The sequence below is a fragment of the uncultured Arenimonas sp. genome, assembly GCF_963976025.1.
In the GTDB taxonomy this organism is placed as follows: domain Bacteria; phylum Pseudomonadota; class Gammaproteobacteria; order Xanthomonadales; family Xanthomonadaceae; genus Arenimonas.
Window position 1 is genome coordinate 1 of sequence record NZ_CAXBJS010000071.1, and the last position, 13532, is coordinate 13532.

Annotated in this window: 15 protein-coding genes; 4 read left to right on the top strand and 11 right to left on the bottom strand. The window is 68.6% G+C overall.

The window, feature by feature from the left end; genetic code table 11:
* From AACZ35_RS07325 to AACZ35_RS07340, 4 genes are all read right to left on the bottom strand, one after another.
* Positions 1-490 (bottom strand): FAD-binding protein (locus AACZ35_RS07325; RefSeq protein ID WP_339827719.1); only part of this gene is annotated, 490 nt, incomplete at its 3' end.
* A gap of 7 nt (positions 491-497) precedes the next feature.
* On the bottom strand, positions 498-875 hold the full coding sequence (gene sdhD, locus AACZ35_RS07330) for a succinate dehydrogenase, hydrophobic membrane anchor protein (RefSeq protein WP_339827722.1): 378 nt from the start codon (positions 873-875) through the stop codon (positions 498-500).
* Positions 872-1267, bottom strand: a complete 396-nt coding sequence (gene sdhC / locus AACZ35_RS07335; RefSeq protein WP_339827724.1) for a succinate dehydrogenase, cytochrome b556 subunit — start codon at positions 1265-1267, stop codon at positions 872-874. The genes sdhD and sdhC overlap by 4 nt, the downstream gene beginning before the upstream one ends.
* 56 nt (positions 1268-1323) lie before the next feature.
* A complete protein-coding gene (locus AACZ35_RS07340; protein WP_339827726.1) occupies positions 1324-1500 on the bottom strand; it encodes a DUF1674 domain-containing protein in 177 nt (58 codons plus the stop codon).
* A gap of 24 nt (positions 1501-1524) precedes the next feature.
* Between AACZ35_RS07340 and AACZ35_RS07345 the strand changes: the two genes are divergently transcribed.
* The gene (locus AACZ35_RS07345) at positions 1525-2406 is read left to right on the top strand and encodes a folate-binding protein (protein ID WP_339827729.1); all 882 of its coding nucleotides are present in this window, start codon (positions 1525-1527) and stop codon (positions 2404-2406) included.
* On the opposite strand, the gene AACZ35_RS07350 is transcribed toward AACZ35_RS07345, so the two are convergent.
* A complete protein-coding gene (locus tag AACZ35_RS07350) occupies positions 2407-4869 on the bottom strand; it encodes a hypothetical protein (protein ID WP_339827732.1) in 2463 nt (820 codons plus the stop codon). It abuts the gene before it with no gap.
* Between the two features lie 116 nt (positions 4870-4985).
* Here AACZ35_RS07350 and AACZ35_RS07355 point away from each other — a divergent pair, with 116 nt between their 5' ends.
* Complete coding sequence (locus AACZ35_RS07355) at positions 4986-5891, top strand: PhnD/SsuA/transferrin family substrate-binding protein (RefSeq protein ID WP_339827734.1); 906 nt, start codon at positions 4986-4988, stop codon at positions 5889-5891.
* Between the two features lie 48 nt (positions 5892-5939).
* Here AACZ35_RS07355 and AACZ35_RS07360 read toward each other — a convergent pair whose 3' ends face one another.
* From AACZ35_RS07360 to AACZ35_RS07380, 5 genes are all read right to left on the bottom strand, one after another.
* On the bottom strand, positions 5940-6842 hold the full coding sequence (locus AACZ35_RS07360; RefSeq protein ID WP_339827736.1) for an adenylate/guanylate cyclase domain-containing protein: 903 nt from the start codon (positions 6840-6842) through the stop codon (positions 5940-5942).
* 16 nt (positions 6843-6858) lie between these two features.
* The gene (locus AACZ35_RS07365; RefSeq protein WP_339827739.1) at positions 6859-9120 is read right to left on the bottom strand and encodes a thiamine pyrophosphate-dependent enzyme; all 2262 of its coding nucleotides are present in this window, start codon (positions 9118-9120) and stop codon (positions 6859-6861) included.
* A gap of 21 nt (positions 9121-9141) precedes the next feature.
* Positions 9142-9696: a GNAT family N-acetyltransferase gene (locus AACZ35_RS07370; protein ID WP_339827742.1), complete on the bottom strand. Its 555-nt coding sequence runs from the start codon at positions 9694-9696 to the stop codon at positions 9142-9144.
* 28 nt (positions 9697-9724) lie between these two features.
* A complete protein-coding gene (locus AACZ35_RS07375; protein WP_339827744.1) occupies positions 9725-10849 on the bottom strand; it encodes an acyl-CoA dehydrogenase family protein in 1125 nt (374 codons plus the stop codon).
* Positions 10850-10973: 124 nt separating this feature from the next.
* Complete coding sequence (locus AACZ35_RS07380) at positions 10974-11657, bottom strand: glycine zipper 2TM domain-containing protein (RefSeq protein WP_339827747.1); 684 nt, start codon at positions 11655-11657, stop codon at positions 10974-10976.
* Positions 11658-11795: 138 nt separating this feature from the next.
* Here AACZ35_RS07380 and AACZ35_RS07385 point away from each other — a divergent pair, with 138 nt between their 5' ends.
* Both AACZ35_RS07385 and AACZ35_RS07390 read left to right on the top strand, forming a co-directional pair.
* Positions 11796-12029: a DUF6116 family protein gene (locus tag AACZ35_RS07385; RefSeq protein WP_339827749.1), complete on the top strand. Its 234-nt coding sequence runs from the start codon at positions 11796-11798 to the stop codon at positions 12027-12029.
* On the top strand, positions 12026-12787 hold the full coding sequence (locus AACZ35_RS07390) for a TatD family hydrolase (RefSeq protein WP_339827751.1): 762 nt from the start codon (positions 12026-12028) through the stop codon (positions 12785-12787). Before AACZ35_RS07385 ends, AACZ35_RS07390 begins: the two co-directional genes overlap by 4 nt.
* 6 nt (positions 12788-12793) lie before the next feature.
* Here AACZ35_RS07390 and AACZ35_RS07395 read toward each other — a convergent pair whose 3' ends face one another.
* Positions 12794-13531: a tRNA threonylcarbamoyladenosine dehydratase gene (locus tag AACZ35_RS07395; protein ID WP_339827753.1), complete on the bottom strand. Its 738-nt coding sequence runs from the start codon at positions 13529-13531 to the stop codon at positions 12794-12796.
* Between the last annotated feature and the right edge of the window lies 1 nt (position 13532).

Below are 13532 nucleotides of genomic sequence, written 5' to 3' on the forward strand. Positions count from 1 at the left end.
ATTCAGCCGAGTGCGCCAGCGACTGCTGGTAGAGGGTGTGCAGGATGGCGTGGCCGGTGCGGTCGGCGGCGGCGCAGGTGCGCTGGGCGGTGCCCTTGCCATAGTGCGTGGTCATGCCGCCGAAGGGGCGCTGGTAGATCTTGCCGTCTTCGGTGCGCGAGAACGGCACGCCCTGGTGTTCAAGCTCGATGATCGCCGGGATGGCCTCGCGGCACATGTACTCGATGGCGTCCTGGTCGCCCAGCCAGTCCGAGCCCTTGATGGTGTCGTAGAAGTGGAAGCGCCAGTCGTCCTCGCCCATGTTGCCCAGCGCGGCGGAGATGCCACCCTGCGCCGCAACCGTGTGCGAACGGGTCGGGAAGACCTTGCTGATGCAGGCGGTCTTGAGGCCCTTCTGGGCCAGGCCGAAGGTGGCGCGCAGGCCGGCACCGCCGGCGCCGACGACGACCATGTCGTACTTGTGCTCGTGGATCTTGTAGGCGGACGTCATGGCGTTCTCAGGCTGTGAAGACGATGCGGCCGATGGCCAGCAGGGAGGCGATGGCGGCGATCGCGAAGACGAACTTGACGATCACCTGCAGCAGCAGCTCGGCGCCGCCGTGCACGTAATCCTCGATCACCACCTGCAGGCCCAGGCGGGCGTGCCAGAGCAGCGACAGCACGAAGGCGGTCATCAGCGCGGCGGTCAGCGGCTGCGCCAGCACGGCGCGCACGGTGTCCTGGTCGTCGCCGATCAGGCCGACCATGAGGATCACGAACCAGGGACTGAGCAGCAGCAGTGCGATGGCGGTCAGGCGCTGGTGCCACCAGTGGCTGGTGCCGTCCTTGGCCGAACCCAGGCCCTTGGCCCGGGCGAGCGGATTGCGCAGGCTCATGCCCCACCTCCCATCGCCAGGCCGGCCCACCACAGGCCGGCGGTGATCAGCACGGCCAGCACCAGCACGGCGTAGCCGCTGGCGTAGGCCTTGGCGATATCGAGGCCATGGCCGGCGTCCCAGGCCAGGTGCCGGATGCCGTTGAGGAAGTGGTAGACCAGGCAGGCCGAAAGCCCGAACAGCAAGACCTGGCCCGGCACCGAAGCCAGCGCGGCGCGGGCCAGTTCGAAGGCATCGGCGCCACCGGCGACCGCCACCAGCCAGGCGGCGAACAGCAGCGAGCCCAGCGCCAGCACCACGCCGGTGATGCGGTGCAGGATGGACATGGTGCTGGTCAGCTGCGGCTTGTAGACCTGCAGGTGCGGTGACAGGGGTCGTTCTTGCGTCGCCATGGGCTGCGCTCGTCGGTTGGAGTGGGAAGGATGCCCCGCCGGATGTCGGCGTGGCGTCAGAAGTCGATGCAGCGGCCGTTTTTCTCCCAGTCGCCGTAGCGCGTGGGATCGGGACCGTCGCGTCCGCCGATCTCCGCGGGAGGCGCCGTACCTGGCTCGTCCCCGCCGGCGCTGCCGGCCGGGGTTTCGGGACGGGTGCGGGTATCGCCTATGATGCGCGGCTCCGAGGACATCCGAACATGTTAAGTCCCGCCCCCATGTCGTTCAAGCCAAATCCTGCCCCGGGCGCCTGCCCCACCCTGTCCGACACCGGTCTCCTGCGTGTCGCCGGGCGTGATGCAGCGGCGTTTTTGCAGTCCCAGACGATGAACGACGTGAATGCACTGGTGCCGGGACGCTGGCACTGGAACGGACTGTTGACACCAAAGGGACGCGTGATTGCGCTGTTTGCGCTGCTGCGCGAGGCAGACGACCAGTTCCTGATGGTGCTGCCGGACTACGCCGCCGCCGACATGGCCGTGCACCTGAAGAAGTTCGTCTTTCGCAGCAAGCTCAACCTGCTCCCCTTGGAAAACTGGCGCGCCTGCGCGGGGCCGCCGCCTCCGGGGCCTGATCGCGCCCTGGCCAGCGGTGATGCCGACACCGGCTGGGTGCTGGACCTGTCCGGCGACGGCAGCGACCGCGGCCTGTGGCTGCTACCCGCCGCCGATCCGGCCGTCGCCAACGAAGACCCGCAGGCCACGCAGGCCTGGCGCCTGGCCGACCTGGCCCATGGCCTGCCCCGCCTGCCCGCCGACCAGCGTGAAACCTGGACCCCGCAGATGCTCTCGCTCGACCGCCTTGGCGCCTACAGCCTGAAAAAAGGCTGCTACCCGGGGCAGGAAATCGTCTCGCGCACCCACTACCTGGGCCAGGCCAAGCGGGTGCTCGCCCGTTTCGCCGCCCCAGCCGCGCCAGCGGCCGGCGCCGCGGTCGTCGATTCAGCGGGAAAGGAACTCGGACGGCTGGTCTGCCAGGCCGCGGCCGGTGACGGCATCGAGGCCCTTGCCGTCATGCCCGCCGGGCTGGATCCGGAAACGCCGCTGTCTGCCGGCCCGGTGCTGGCGCCCCTGCCCCTGCTGCAGGGCCTGGCGCGCTGATCATTCGTCGGGGCAGGCCGAATAGGCCGCCTGGCACTGCACCATGCACATGGCCTTGGCGACCAGGGACGGGCTGACCGACTCTTCGTCCGAACGCTCCTCCAGGAACTCCAGCAGCTCCGTCTTGCCCTGGCAGCTGCAGTCGCAACCGGAAGCGCTGCCGACCCCCACGCCCGCGCCGCTGCCCGGGTTCCCTGCGGACGACGGGTCTGCGCCGGCGGGCGGCGTCGTGAATCGTTCGTCCGTGCGCAGGCTGCCCGGCAGCATGTCGACAATGCCCGACATGATGTCGTCGGCCTCGGGCGCGATGCCTTCGTAGCGGTCGTCGCCCTCCCAGGGCCGTCCCACCACGAAATCACCCGAGACCGAAGCCACCACGGCCAGCGAGCTCGCTCCCGCTACGCCGGGCGGCGGCATTTCGACGAGATCCGCCTCGAACCGTCCTCGCAACTCCAGCGGGTCGTAACGATCGATCCGGACCCGGCCGGAGGCCGCGTAATAGGGGTTGTTCGCCCGGCCAGCATTGCCCGGCCCGCGTGACACCCAATCCTCGGCGTCGCCGCCGGTGACGGAAACCAGCACGTTGTCGAGCGTTCCGCTGAATCCGTGGTCGATCTGGGGCATTTTGATGCGGACCTGCATCTCGTCCAGGGCGGCCAGGGCATCGGCCGAACGCGACGCGGTGAAGGCCAGCAAGGCTCCTTCGCTGGCGAGGTCGTCTTCGTCCGGGCCCAGGGCGTCTTCCTGCCAGGCCAGCCAGCGCGGACGGCGGCTCAGCACCACCTGCATCTGCGGACGGCAATAAAGCGCGGCATCCGGATACGGCCAGCGACAGCCGCCCGCGGGCGCGTCCTGGGTTTCGCGGACCAGGCGGGCCGCACCGGGCCCCTGCTGCACGGGCCGGCTTTCCTGCCGTCCGCTGGCCGGCCTGGCGGCGCGTCGCTGCGCTGCCGGCCGCGGCGGCGGCGGGCCCGTCCACTGCCAGCCGGAAATGGCGAACGCGAGGTCGATCCGCACCGCGCGGCTGCGCGACGGCGTGTCGTGCACGTTGCTCAGCACCAGGTCGTGGCTGGCGCCGGGTGCCAGTTCAAGCGCCCAGGACACCACCGCGCTGCCGTCGTCCTGCACGGCGACCGTCGCCGGGCTGGCCCGGGTTTCGCCGGCCACGCCCGCATGCAGCGCAACCGCGGCGCGCTTGTCCACGCTGGCGCGGATATCGACCAACAGCGGCTCGGTGCCCTTGTCGGTGCGCATCACGCGCACGCAGCCGGCGCCATTGGCCGCCATCGTCAGGGTGGCTGGCGCCGGCGAATGGGCGGCGCTGACGTCCAGCGGGTATTCGATACACCCGCCCAGGGTCAGCTTCTGGACCCGGTCCAGCCGTTCCTCCGGTGAATGCCGGCCCATGACCCGGTATCGGCCGTAGTCGGCGAAGACGGTGAGGAAATCGGGGAAGGCGCGTTCGAAGCCCAGGCGCAGCCGCGGATCGTTGCCCAGCCGGGTGTCGAGCCAGTCAAGCGTGTCCCGGTTCCCGGTGACCCGTGACGAATCGGAAAAAAGACGCGCCAGGTAGCCATAGTCGAAGGCGTCGGTCCGGATCAGGGGGCCGGCGTCCGGGCGCGGCGGTGGCGCGGCCCGGGACTGCAGCGCGTGCTCGAGTTCGGCCAGGTAGCGCCAGAAGGAGCTGGTGCCGTAGCCGAACTTGCGGCTTCCCTCGCCTTCCACGGCGAACGTGCGCTGGTAGGAGCGCAGTCCCCAGCGATTGATCTGTTCGTTGGGCTGCGGCGACAGGACGCCGCGCAGTTTCCAGGCCATGTCGTGGCCGATGGCTTCGGCCGTGCCTTCGTAGACCCAGCTCGGTGGCTCGCAGTTGGCCTTGAAGAACGCCGTGCCGCGCTGCACCGCGTGGAACAGTTCATGGGCCAGGTCGCCATAGCCCTTGTCGCTGAGCCGGTCTAGCCGGCCCGGCACCTTGCCGCTGGACCAGGCCAGCCGGTTTTCCAGCGGGAAGGGGCCGTCCACCCTTGCGTTGAGGTGCAGCCGGCGGGCATTCACCTCACCGCGGCAGGCATAGGCCATCACTGCCGGCTTGTCGCTGCTCAGCAGCATGTGCTCGGTGTCGCCGAACGCATACCAATAGACGCGGTACGCGCGCTTTCCGTCGGTCCGGGTGACGATGGGCTCGAGTTCGGGGGGCGGGAAACCCATGCGCTGGTATTCCTTCGCGACCGCCGACAGGTAGGCCTGCATCTCGGCCTTCAGTGCCGGCGCCAGCGGCGTGGCCATGGGCGCGGGCACGTCCACGTGTTCGAAGCCCGCCTGCCGGGCCAGGAAGGTGCCGCCAGGGGACTGGGGTGGGCCGTAACCCTCGAAGACCTCGAACTCCAGGGTCGGCCAGGGCTCGCTGGCCGCGGTCGGACCGGCCATGGCCAGCGCCAGCAGGCAGAGGAAAACCGTTCTCATTCACCGCACTCCCCGACAATCTGAACCCAGTACGCAAAACGCGGTAGAACGCCGCCAGCGCCCTTGGCCCTTGGGCGTTTGTCTGTTATACCCGCTGCCACAGGGAGGAACAGAACATGATGATCAGGAATTGCTTGCTGGCCGCGGCCATGGCCTTCACGGCCGCGCCCGCGCTGGCCGCGAACTACACGCTCGCGGTCGAGCCCAATTACCCGCCGGCCCAGGCTGAACAGGTCTACCAGCCGCTGCTCGATTACCTTTCCGCGTCCACCGGCCACACCTTCCGGCTCAAGACGTCGGCGAACTACCACGTCTACTGGCGCGACCTGCGCGCCGGCATGAAGGTCGACTTCGCCTTCGAGGAAGCCCACTTCGCCGGTTACCGCATGGGTCGCCTGGGCTTCACGCCGCTGGTGCGCACGCTGGAACCGACCCGCTATTCGCTGCTGGCCGACGCGATGGTCGCCGAAGAAGGCACCAGTGGCCTGATCGGCCGGCCGGTGGTCTCGATGCCCTCGCCCAGCATGGGTTACCTGCTGATGCTGGAAATCTACCGCAACCCGATCGCCGCGCCTGAAATCAAATCGGTCGGCACCGGCTGGCGCGACGGCGTGGAAATGATCTTCTCGCAGGAAACCGACGCGGCGATGGTGCCCAACTACATCGCGCAGCTGTACCCGAACCTGGTGGTGGTTTCCGAGTCGCGCGAGTTCATCGGCCGTACGCTGAGCGCCGCCGGCACCGTGCCCTCCGATGTCCAGGACGCGGTCGAAGAAGCGATGCTGAAGCTGCACGAAGACCCGGGTTCCTATGAGGTGCTGGTCGAGCTGGGCGCCACGCAGTTCGTCGATGCGCCCGCGCAGGAGTACACCGAGAGTGAAAGCCTGCTGGCCGGCGTGTTCGGCTACAAGGCCCGCCCGGCTGCGCCGGTCGTCGAAGAAGAAGCCGAACCCGAAGCCATCGACCTCGACAGCATCAGCGACGAGGAACTGGGCGGGCTGGAAGTCACCGCGGAAGACTAAGCGTGTCCGTTATGGCCGCCCGGCCTCGCGCGGGGCGCGCCGGCGGGATCAGCCCGCTTCGTAGTGGATGACGTCGCCGCTGTTGGCGGCGAAACTTTGCCCCAGGCTGATCGTGCCCGACTTGCGCAGGTGCACTTCGTCGCGGTGCAGCTTGAGTTCGTCGTCCTCGCCCACGCGCACGAAGGTGCCGTTCGTTGACCGGTCGGTCAGCATGAAGTGGCCCCGCTTGTACTCGACCATGGCATGCGTGCGGCTGACCCAGTCGGCCTCCACCACCAGCTGGTTGCCTGGTTCGCGTCCCATCAGGAAGGGTTCGGAATCGGGCCGCAGTTCGATGACCTCGCCGCGGTGCCTGAGCCGGAGCACCGACTCGTCACCCGCGTCTTCCTTGCCGCCCGCCCGTGGCCCTGCCTGCACCAGGGTCATGCCGGAGGTGTCTTCCTGCCAGACCAGGTCCACGATGGCGATGGGCAGCAGCTTGCCGCTGACCCGCGCCTTGCCCAGGCTGCGTGCCTCGGGAACCTTGCCGGTGAGGCCGTCGAAGGTGGCGGCGGTGGTGACCACCTGTTCGCGCTTGGCCAGCGAGGTCATGCGCGCCGCCACGTTCACTGCGTCGCCGTAGACGTCGCCGTCGGCTTCCTCCAGGGCATCGCCGTGGTGCAGGCCGATGCGCACCGCCAGGTTGTCGCGCACGAAGACGATGTCCCGCGCCAGCCGGCGCTGCATGTCGCAGGCGGCCAGCACGCCGTTCATGGCGCGAGGGAAAGTGCACATGATCTCGTCGCCGATGGTCTTGATGACCCGGCCGCCGTGCTGGGCGCAGACCCCGGACAGCGCATCGAGCACCAGCGCGATGAGGCGCCGGGCCTCAAGGTCGCCCTTGGTTTCGAACAGCCGCGTGCTGCCGCTGACGTCGGCGAACAGGATGGTCTGGGGCCGGGACTGGCTCATGACGGGAGAAACGATATCAGGGAATACCCTCGGCCATCGTGACAATGTCGTCGTCCGAGGGGATCACCAGGAAGGCGGCGCCGGCCAGGGGTGTGTAGGTGTCCTCGCCGACCACCCGGCGCAGGGGCTTGGCGCCCTGCCCGGCCTCGACCACGGCGGTGATGATGCCCTCGCCGACGCCGGCCGAGCGCCTGCCCTCGTCCACCACCAGGATGCGCTTGCACTCGCCGGCATGGCGGGCGATGGCGTCCGCGTTGAGCGGCTGCAGCCAGCGCAGGTCCACCACGCGGACCTTCCAGCCCTTGCTGGCCTCGATGCGGCGGGCGGCGCGCAGGCTCATCGGCACGCCGTTGCCGAAGCTGAAGATGACCAGGTCGGTGGCCTCGGGCGCGTAGACCCGCTCCTGGCCCAGTTCCATGGCCTCGCCCGGCGCCGGATACGCGGTGAGCCACTGGCCGTCGCCCGGTTCGTAAAGATCCTTGGTCATGTACAGCGCAATCGGCTCGAGGAAGGCGCAGACGCGCCCGTCCACCTTGGCCAGCGCCATCATGGTGCGCAGCATGGTGGCCGCGTCGTCGCCGCGGCTGGGGCAGCCGACCACCAGGCCCGGGATGTCGCGCAGCGCGGTGATCGAGTTGTCGTTGTGGAAATGCCCGCCGAAGCCGCGCTGGTAACCCAGCGAAGCGATGCGCATCACCATCGGGTTGCGGAACTGGCCGTTGGAGAAGAACTGCAGGCTGCAGGCCTCGCCGCGGATCTGGTCGCAGGCGTTATGGAAATAGGCCAGGTACTGGATTTCCGGCAGCGGCAGCAGGCCGACGTTGGCATAACCCTGGGCCAGGCCCAGGATCATCGTTTCGTCGAGCAGGGTGTTGAACACCCGGGCGTTGCGGAAGGCCTTGTGCAGGCCCTTGGTGACCGTATACACGCCGCCCTTCTGGGCCACGTCCTCGCCGAACAACAGGGCTTCGGGGTACTGGCAGAACAGGTCGTGCAGGGCCTGGTTGATCTGGATGGCCAGGTGCTTCGGGGCCTGGTTCTCGGGCAACCTTGCTTCGCTGCCGAACACCGCCAGGCGACGCTCGCTGAAGTCATTGCGGGTCGCCTGCGCCTGCACCTTGTCGGGGGTATACGGCGCCAGCGGCGCCATCACCTCGGCCAGGTCGTCGAGCTTGGGCCGGCGGTCGGCTTCGTCGGCGGCGGCGAAACAGCGGGCACGCATGGCCTCGTATTTCGCCAGTAGTTCGTCCTTGCCCATCAGGCCCGATTCGAGCGCGATCGCCGCCGAGCGCAGCAGCGGGTCGCTGGCCTCGACCGCCATCAGCTCTTCGAAGCTGCGCCACTCGATCTCGAAGTCGGTGCCGGCGTGGCCCATGATGCGCGTCGTCTGCAGGTGCAGGAAGGTCGGACGGCGGGTACGGCGGCAGTGTTCGACCGCGGCCTGCACCTGGCCGTAGCCACTGGCCAGGTCCAGGCCGTCGGCGAAGAAATAGTCCAGGCCCGGGCGCTGGCGGAAGGCGTTGCCGATCCAGCCGCCGGGGGTTTTCACCGAGATGCCGATGCCGTTGTCCTCGCAGACGAACAGCACCGGCGCCGGCAGCCGCTGGTAGGCGGTCCACTGGGCGGTGTTGAACGCCGTCTGCGCGGTGGCGTGGTTGCTTGAAGCATCGCCGAAGCTGCAGATCGCGATCGAATCGTCGGGGATCGGCAGCGCATGGCCGATGCGCTTTGCCTGTTCGATCGCAATCGCGGTACCCAGGGCCTTGGGCAGGTGCGAGGCGATGGTGGACGTCTGCGGCAGCACCCACAGCGGCTTGCTGCCCCAGCCCTTGTGGCGGCCCGAGATCGGGTCGTCCTTGCTGGCGGCGAAACTCAGCGCCGAGTCCATCACCGGATCCATGTCCGGCAGCTTGCGGAACCTTTCGGCCATGAAACCGCCGGAGCGGTAATGCAGGAAGGCCGGATCGGTGTGGCGCGTGAGCCGCGCGACCATGGCATTGCCTTCGTGGCCGGAGCTGCCGATGGTGTAGAAAACCTTCTGCTGCACGCGCAGCACGCGCGCCATCAGGTCGAGGTGGCGCGACACCAGCTGCGATTCGAACAGCTCCAGGAAATCCCGCGCGCTGCAGTGGCTACCTTCGAGCACGGCTTCGTCGGGCGCCGGGCGGTGGCCCGGGCGGCCGTCCCAGGCCTTCACGAACTCGACGAAATTATCGTCGCAGACCTTGGCGCGGTTGACGTCTTTGTGACGGGCGGGAATGGGCGTGGCGACGGACATGGGCGGCTCGGCAGGAAGGGCTCAGGAACGCAGGCGCTGGCGGTTTACCCGCCACTGCGCCGCACTCTGGCCCCAGATTTCAACAGGATGGTTTTCATACGGCGCCGGCAGCTGGCCGGGGCCACGCAGCGTGGCGCCAAGGCGTTTGGCGACGGACTGGGACGCGAAATTGTCGGGAGCAATGGTCTGGATGATGTCGGTCCAGCCCAGGTGGTCGACCGCCCAATCCATGCAGGCGGCGACGGCTTCTGTGGCGTAACCCTTTCCCCAGGCGGCCCGGGCGAGCGAATAGCCGACTTCGGTGCCCGGCCAGCCTTCGGGCTGCCAGGGCCCGACCCGGCCGACCCACTGGCCGGAGTCGCGTTCGAAAACCGAAAAGAAGGAAAAGCCCTGCACGTGCCAGGCACCGACCACCGACAGCAGCGACCGCCAGGCCACCGCCCGCGGCTGCACGCCGCCCAGGTGAAACATGGCGACCGGGTCGGCGCAGAAGGCCGCCCAGGCTTCGAAGTCCTCGCCACGCACGGGCCGCAGCAGCAGCCGCGGGGTTTCGAGCTTCAGGCCATCAAGGTCCATGGAAGGGTTTCGCCCGCCGGGCCGGCGATCAGAACGCGTTGATGCCGGTGACTTCGCGGCCGATCACCAGCTGGTGCACGGTTTCCGTGCCTTCGTAGGTGATCACGGACTCGAGGTTGAGCGCGTGGCGGATCGGCGGGGCTTCGCGGCAGATGTCGATGGCCATGCGGCAGTTGTTCCACTTCGCCAGCGACACCTGCGCCGGCTGCATGGTGCCGGCGTCCTTCAGACGACCCAGCTGCAGGCTCAGCAGCTGCGCCAGGGTGATGCGGCGGGCCATGTCGGCCAGCTTGAGCTGCACGGCCTGGGTGGCGGCGATCGGGCGGTTGAACAGCACCCGCTCCTTGGAATACTCCAGCGCCGAGGTGTAGGCGGCGATGGCGGCGCCGATCGGGCCCCAGGTGATGCCGTAGCGGGCCTGCGTGAGGCAGCCGAGCGGACCCTTGAGGCCCTTGACGTTGGGCAGGCGCTGGCTGTCGGGCACGCGCACCGAATCGAAGAACAGGGCCGAGGTGACAGACGCACGCAGGCTCATCTTCTTGTGCACTTCCTGGGCTTCGAATCCCTTGGTGCCCTTCTCGACGATGAAACCCTGGATGCCTTCGTCGGTCTGGGCCCAGACGATGGCGATGTCGGCCAGGTTGCCATTGGTGATCCACATCTTGGCGCCATTGATGACCCAGTCGCCGCCGTCCTTCTTCGCGACGGTCTTCATGTTGGCCGGGTCGGAGCCGCCGTGCGGTTCGGTCAGGCCGAAGCAGCCGATGATCTCGCCGCGGGCCATGCCCGGCAGGTACTTCTCGCGCTGTTCTTCCGAGCCGTAGGCGAAGATCGGGTACATGCACAGCGAGCTCTGCACCGACACGAAGCTGCGGATGCCGCTGTCGCCGCGTTCGAGTTCCTGGCAGATCAGGCCGTAGCTGACGGCGTTGAGGTTGGCGCAGCCGTATTTTTCCGGCAGCGAGGAACCCAGCAGACCCATCGCGGCGATTTCCGGCACCAGTTCCTTGGGGAAACGGCCCTGGTCGAAGCAGTCGCCGATGATCGGCAGCACTTTCTGGTCGGTGAAGCGGGCGACGCTGTCCTGGATCATGCGCTCCTCTTCGCTGAGCAGGGAACGGATATCGAACAGGTCGGTCGGGTTCAGGGCCATGGCTGCGGTTTTCGGGCTTCGGGAAAGCCCATGATTCTAGCCGGTTTGGCCGCCCGGCGGCATGATCAAAAGGAAAAGGGGCCGGACAGGCCGGCCCCTTCCGGGGGCGTCGCCGCCGCGGGGCCTAACCCTGCGGGGGCGTATCGATCTGCGCCACGGCGATGGTGCCGTCCACGACCGGCAGGCGGTCGCCCGGGTCTTGCGCCATCACCAGCTCGCCGGTCTGGCCCTCGTAGCGCCAGGTGACGTTGTAGCCGACGATCTTGTCGCGCTCGCCCAGCAGCAGCTGTTCGCCGGGCTTGCGGTCGGTACGCTTGCTGGCCAGCTCGCCGTCGGCGCGGTAGGTGACGTCGTAGCCGATCACCTCTTCACGCGGTTCGGTCACCGTCTGGCAGACCTGCTGGACCTCGGTGCTCTTTTTGCCGCCGACGTGGCGGCGGTCGATTTCGCGGCCCGCATAGGCGCCACCCACGGCGCCGGCGACCGTGGCGAGCTTGCGGCCGTCGCCCTTGCCTACCTGGTTGCCGAGCAGGCCACCGACCACGGCGCCGACGACCATGCCGTCCTTGTCGCCGAAACGCTCGGGCTGGCGCACTTCGACCACGCGGTCCTCGCAGACCTGGCGTTCGCCGGTGCGCATTTCGGTGATGGGTGTCGCGGCCACCACTTCGCCCCAGATCTCTTCCTTCTCGGTGATCGGGGTCGAGGACAGCACTTCGGCATAGGGCGTGGCAAAGGCCTGGTAGGCGGCGATGGCGCCACCCCCGACCAACATGCCCGCCGCGACGGCCAGGATTGTCTTGTTCATGGTGATTCCTCCTTGGGCGGATTCTTGCCCGCTTTCGCGAGTGCAATCTGTGCCAGTTAACCTGAACCGCGGCACAAAGCCGTGAAGGCCCCTCCCCGCGTGTTAATTTCTGTGAAAGCGACGCTGACGGAGCTGCCCATGCCCCACCCCATCACCGGCCCGCTGACCGCGTTCGCCGCGCGGCTGCGCTTCCCCACCCTGTTCAAGATCACCGCGGCGCTGATGCTGCTCAGCTGGCTGCTGCCCGACCCGATACCCTTCATCGACGAAATCGTCACCGCCCTGGCGACCCTGATGCTGGCCAGCTGGCGGCGCAGGGACGAGCCACCACCGCCGGGCAAGGTGATCGAAGGTGAATCGCGCCGCGAATGAGCCCGCTATACGACAGCCACTGCCATCTGGACGCCGCCGAGTTCGATGCCGACCGCCCGGCCGTGCTGGCCCGCGCCCGCGACGCCGGCGTGGCCCGGCAGCTGGTGCCGGCCGTGGACCGCGCCAGCTGGGACGCCATCCGGACCCTGTGCGCGGCAGAGCCCGGCCTGCGCCCGGCCTACGGACTGCACCCGATGTTCCTGGACCGCCACCAGCCGGGTCACCTCGATGAGCTGCGCGACTGGCTCGAAAGCGAACGACCGGCGGCGGTGGGCGAGTGCGGCCTGGATTTTTTCGTCGACGGGCTCGATCCGGACAAGCAGCGGCTGTATTTCCGCCGCCAGCTGGAGCTGGCCCGCGACTTCGACCTGCCGGTGGTCCTGCATGCGCGCCGGGCGGTCGAGGAAGTGATCGCCACCCTGCGCGAAGTCGGCGGCCAACGCGGCGTCGTGCACAGCTGGTCGGGCAGCGAGGAACAGGCCCGGCAGCTGTTCGAGCTGGGTTTTTGCCTGGGCATCGGCGGGCCGGTTACCTACGACCGGGCAAAGCGCCTGCGCCGCACGGTCGCATCCATGCCCCTGGACTGCCTGCTGCTGGAAACCGACGCACCCGACCAGCCCGACGCCGGCTGGCGCGGCCAGCGCAACGAACCCGCCCGCCTGCGCCAGGTGCTGGACGTGGTAGCCCAGCTGCGCGGGCAACCGGCCGCCGCCATCGCCGAAGCCACCTCGGCCAACGCGCTTCGGCTGTTCGGCTAGGCGCGCCTAGTCGCCGTCGCGCGGTTTGAGAAGCAACTCCACCGCCTTGCCGGCCATCGCGAAGGCAAACGCGCCGGTGACGTGGGTGGCCGCGCCCAGGCCGGCACCGCAGTCGAGCTTGAGCGCCGCGTCGGCGCCCAGCTTCGGCCGCACGCCGCAGACGCTGCCGTCGGCCTGCGGGTACTTCACGTTTTCCATCGAATACACGGCCGGCACCCCGAAATAGCGGTCCGGGTTGCGCGGGAAGCCGAAGTCGGCGCGCAGCTTCTTGCGCACCAGGGCCAGCATGGCGTCGTGTTCGGTGCGCGAAAGGTCGCGCACGCGCACCAGGGTCGGGTCGCGGCGGCCGCCGGCCGAACCGCAGGTGACCAGGGCCAGCTTGCGCCGCCGGCACCAGGCGATCATCTCGAGCTTGCTGCGGAAACTGTCGCAGGCGTCGAGCACGATGTCGTGGCCCCGGTCGAGCATGGACTCGAGGTTGGACGGCAGCAGGAAGGCCGGCACGACTTCGACCTCGATCGCCGGGTTGATGGCCCGGCAGCGTTCGGCCAGCACCTCGCCCTTGCCGCGGCCATACTGGCCTTCAAGTGCATGCGACTGGCGGTTGGTATTGCTGACGCAGACCTCGTCGGCATCCACCAGCACCAGCCGCCCCACTCCGCTGCGCGCCAGGGATTCGACCAGCCAGCTGCCGACGCCGCCCAGTCCGACCACGCAGGCCTGCCGGCGGGCCAGGCGCGCCACC

Coding starts and splice junctions, on each gene's coding strand:
- AACZ35_RS07385 (WP_339827749.1), top strand. CDS start 11,796: ATGCCCCACCCCATCACCGGCCCGCTGACCGCGTTCGCCGCGCGGCTG.
- AACZ35_RS07380 (WP_339827747.1), bottom strand. CDS start 11,657: ATGAACAAGACAATCCTGGCCGTCGCGGCGGGCATGTTGGTCGGGGGT.
- sdhD (WP_339827722.1), bottom strand. CDS start 875: ATGAGCCTGCGCAATCCGCTCGCCCGGGCCAAGGGCCTGGGTTCGGCC.
- AACZ35_RS07340 (WP_339827726.1), bottom strand. CDS start 1,500: ATGTCCTCGGAGCCGCGCATCATAGGCGATACCCGCACCCGTCCCGAA.
- AACZ35_RS07355 (WP_339827734.1), top strand. CDS start 4,986: ATGATGATCAGGAATTGCTTGCTGGCCGCGGCCATGGCCTTCACGGCC.
- AACZ35_RS07345 (WP_339827729.1), top strand. CDS start 1,525: ATGTCGTTCAAGCCAAATCCTGCCCCGGGCGCCTGCCCCACCCTGTCC.
- AACZ35_RS07390 (WP_339827751.1), top strand. CDS start 12,026: ATGAGCCCGCTATACGACAGCCACTGCCATCTGGACGCCGCCGAGTTC.
- AACZ35_RS07375 (WP_339827744.1), bottom strand. CDS start 10,849: ATGGCCCTGAACCCGACCGACCTGTTCGATATCCGTTCCCTGCTCAGC.
- AACZ35_RS07365 (WP_339827739.1), bottom strand. CDS start 9,120: ATGTCCGTCGCCACGCCCATTCCCGCCCGTCACAAAGACGTCAACCGC.
- sdhC (WP_339827724.1), bottom strand. CDS start 1,267: ATGGCGACGCAAGAACGACCCCTGTCACCGCACCTGCAGGTCTACAAG.
- AACZ35_RS07360 (WP_339827736.1), bottom strand. CDS start 6,842: ATGAGCCAGTCCCGGCCCCAGACCATCCTGTTCGCCGACGTCAGCGGC.
- AACZ35_RS07370 (WP_339827742.1), bottom strand. CDS start 9,696: ATGGACCTTGATGGCCTGAAGCTCGAAACCCCGCGGCTGCTGCTGCGG.
- AACZ35_RS07350 (WP_339827732.1), bottom strand. CDS start 4,869: ATGAGAACGGTTTTCCTCTGCCTGCTGGCGCTGGCCATGGCCGGTCCG.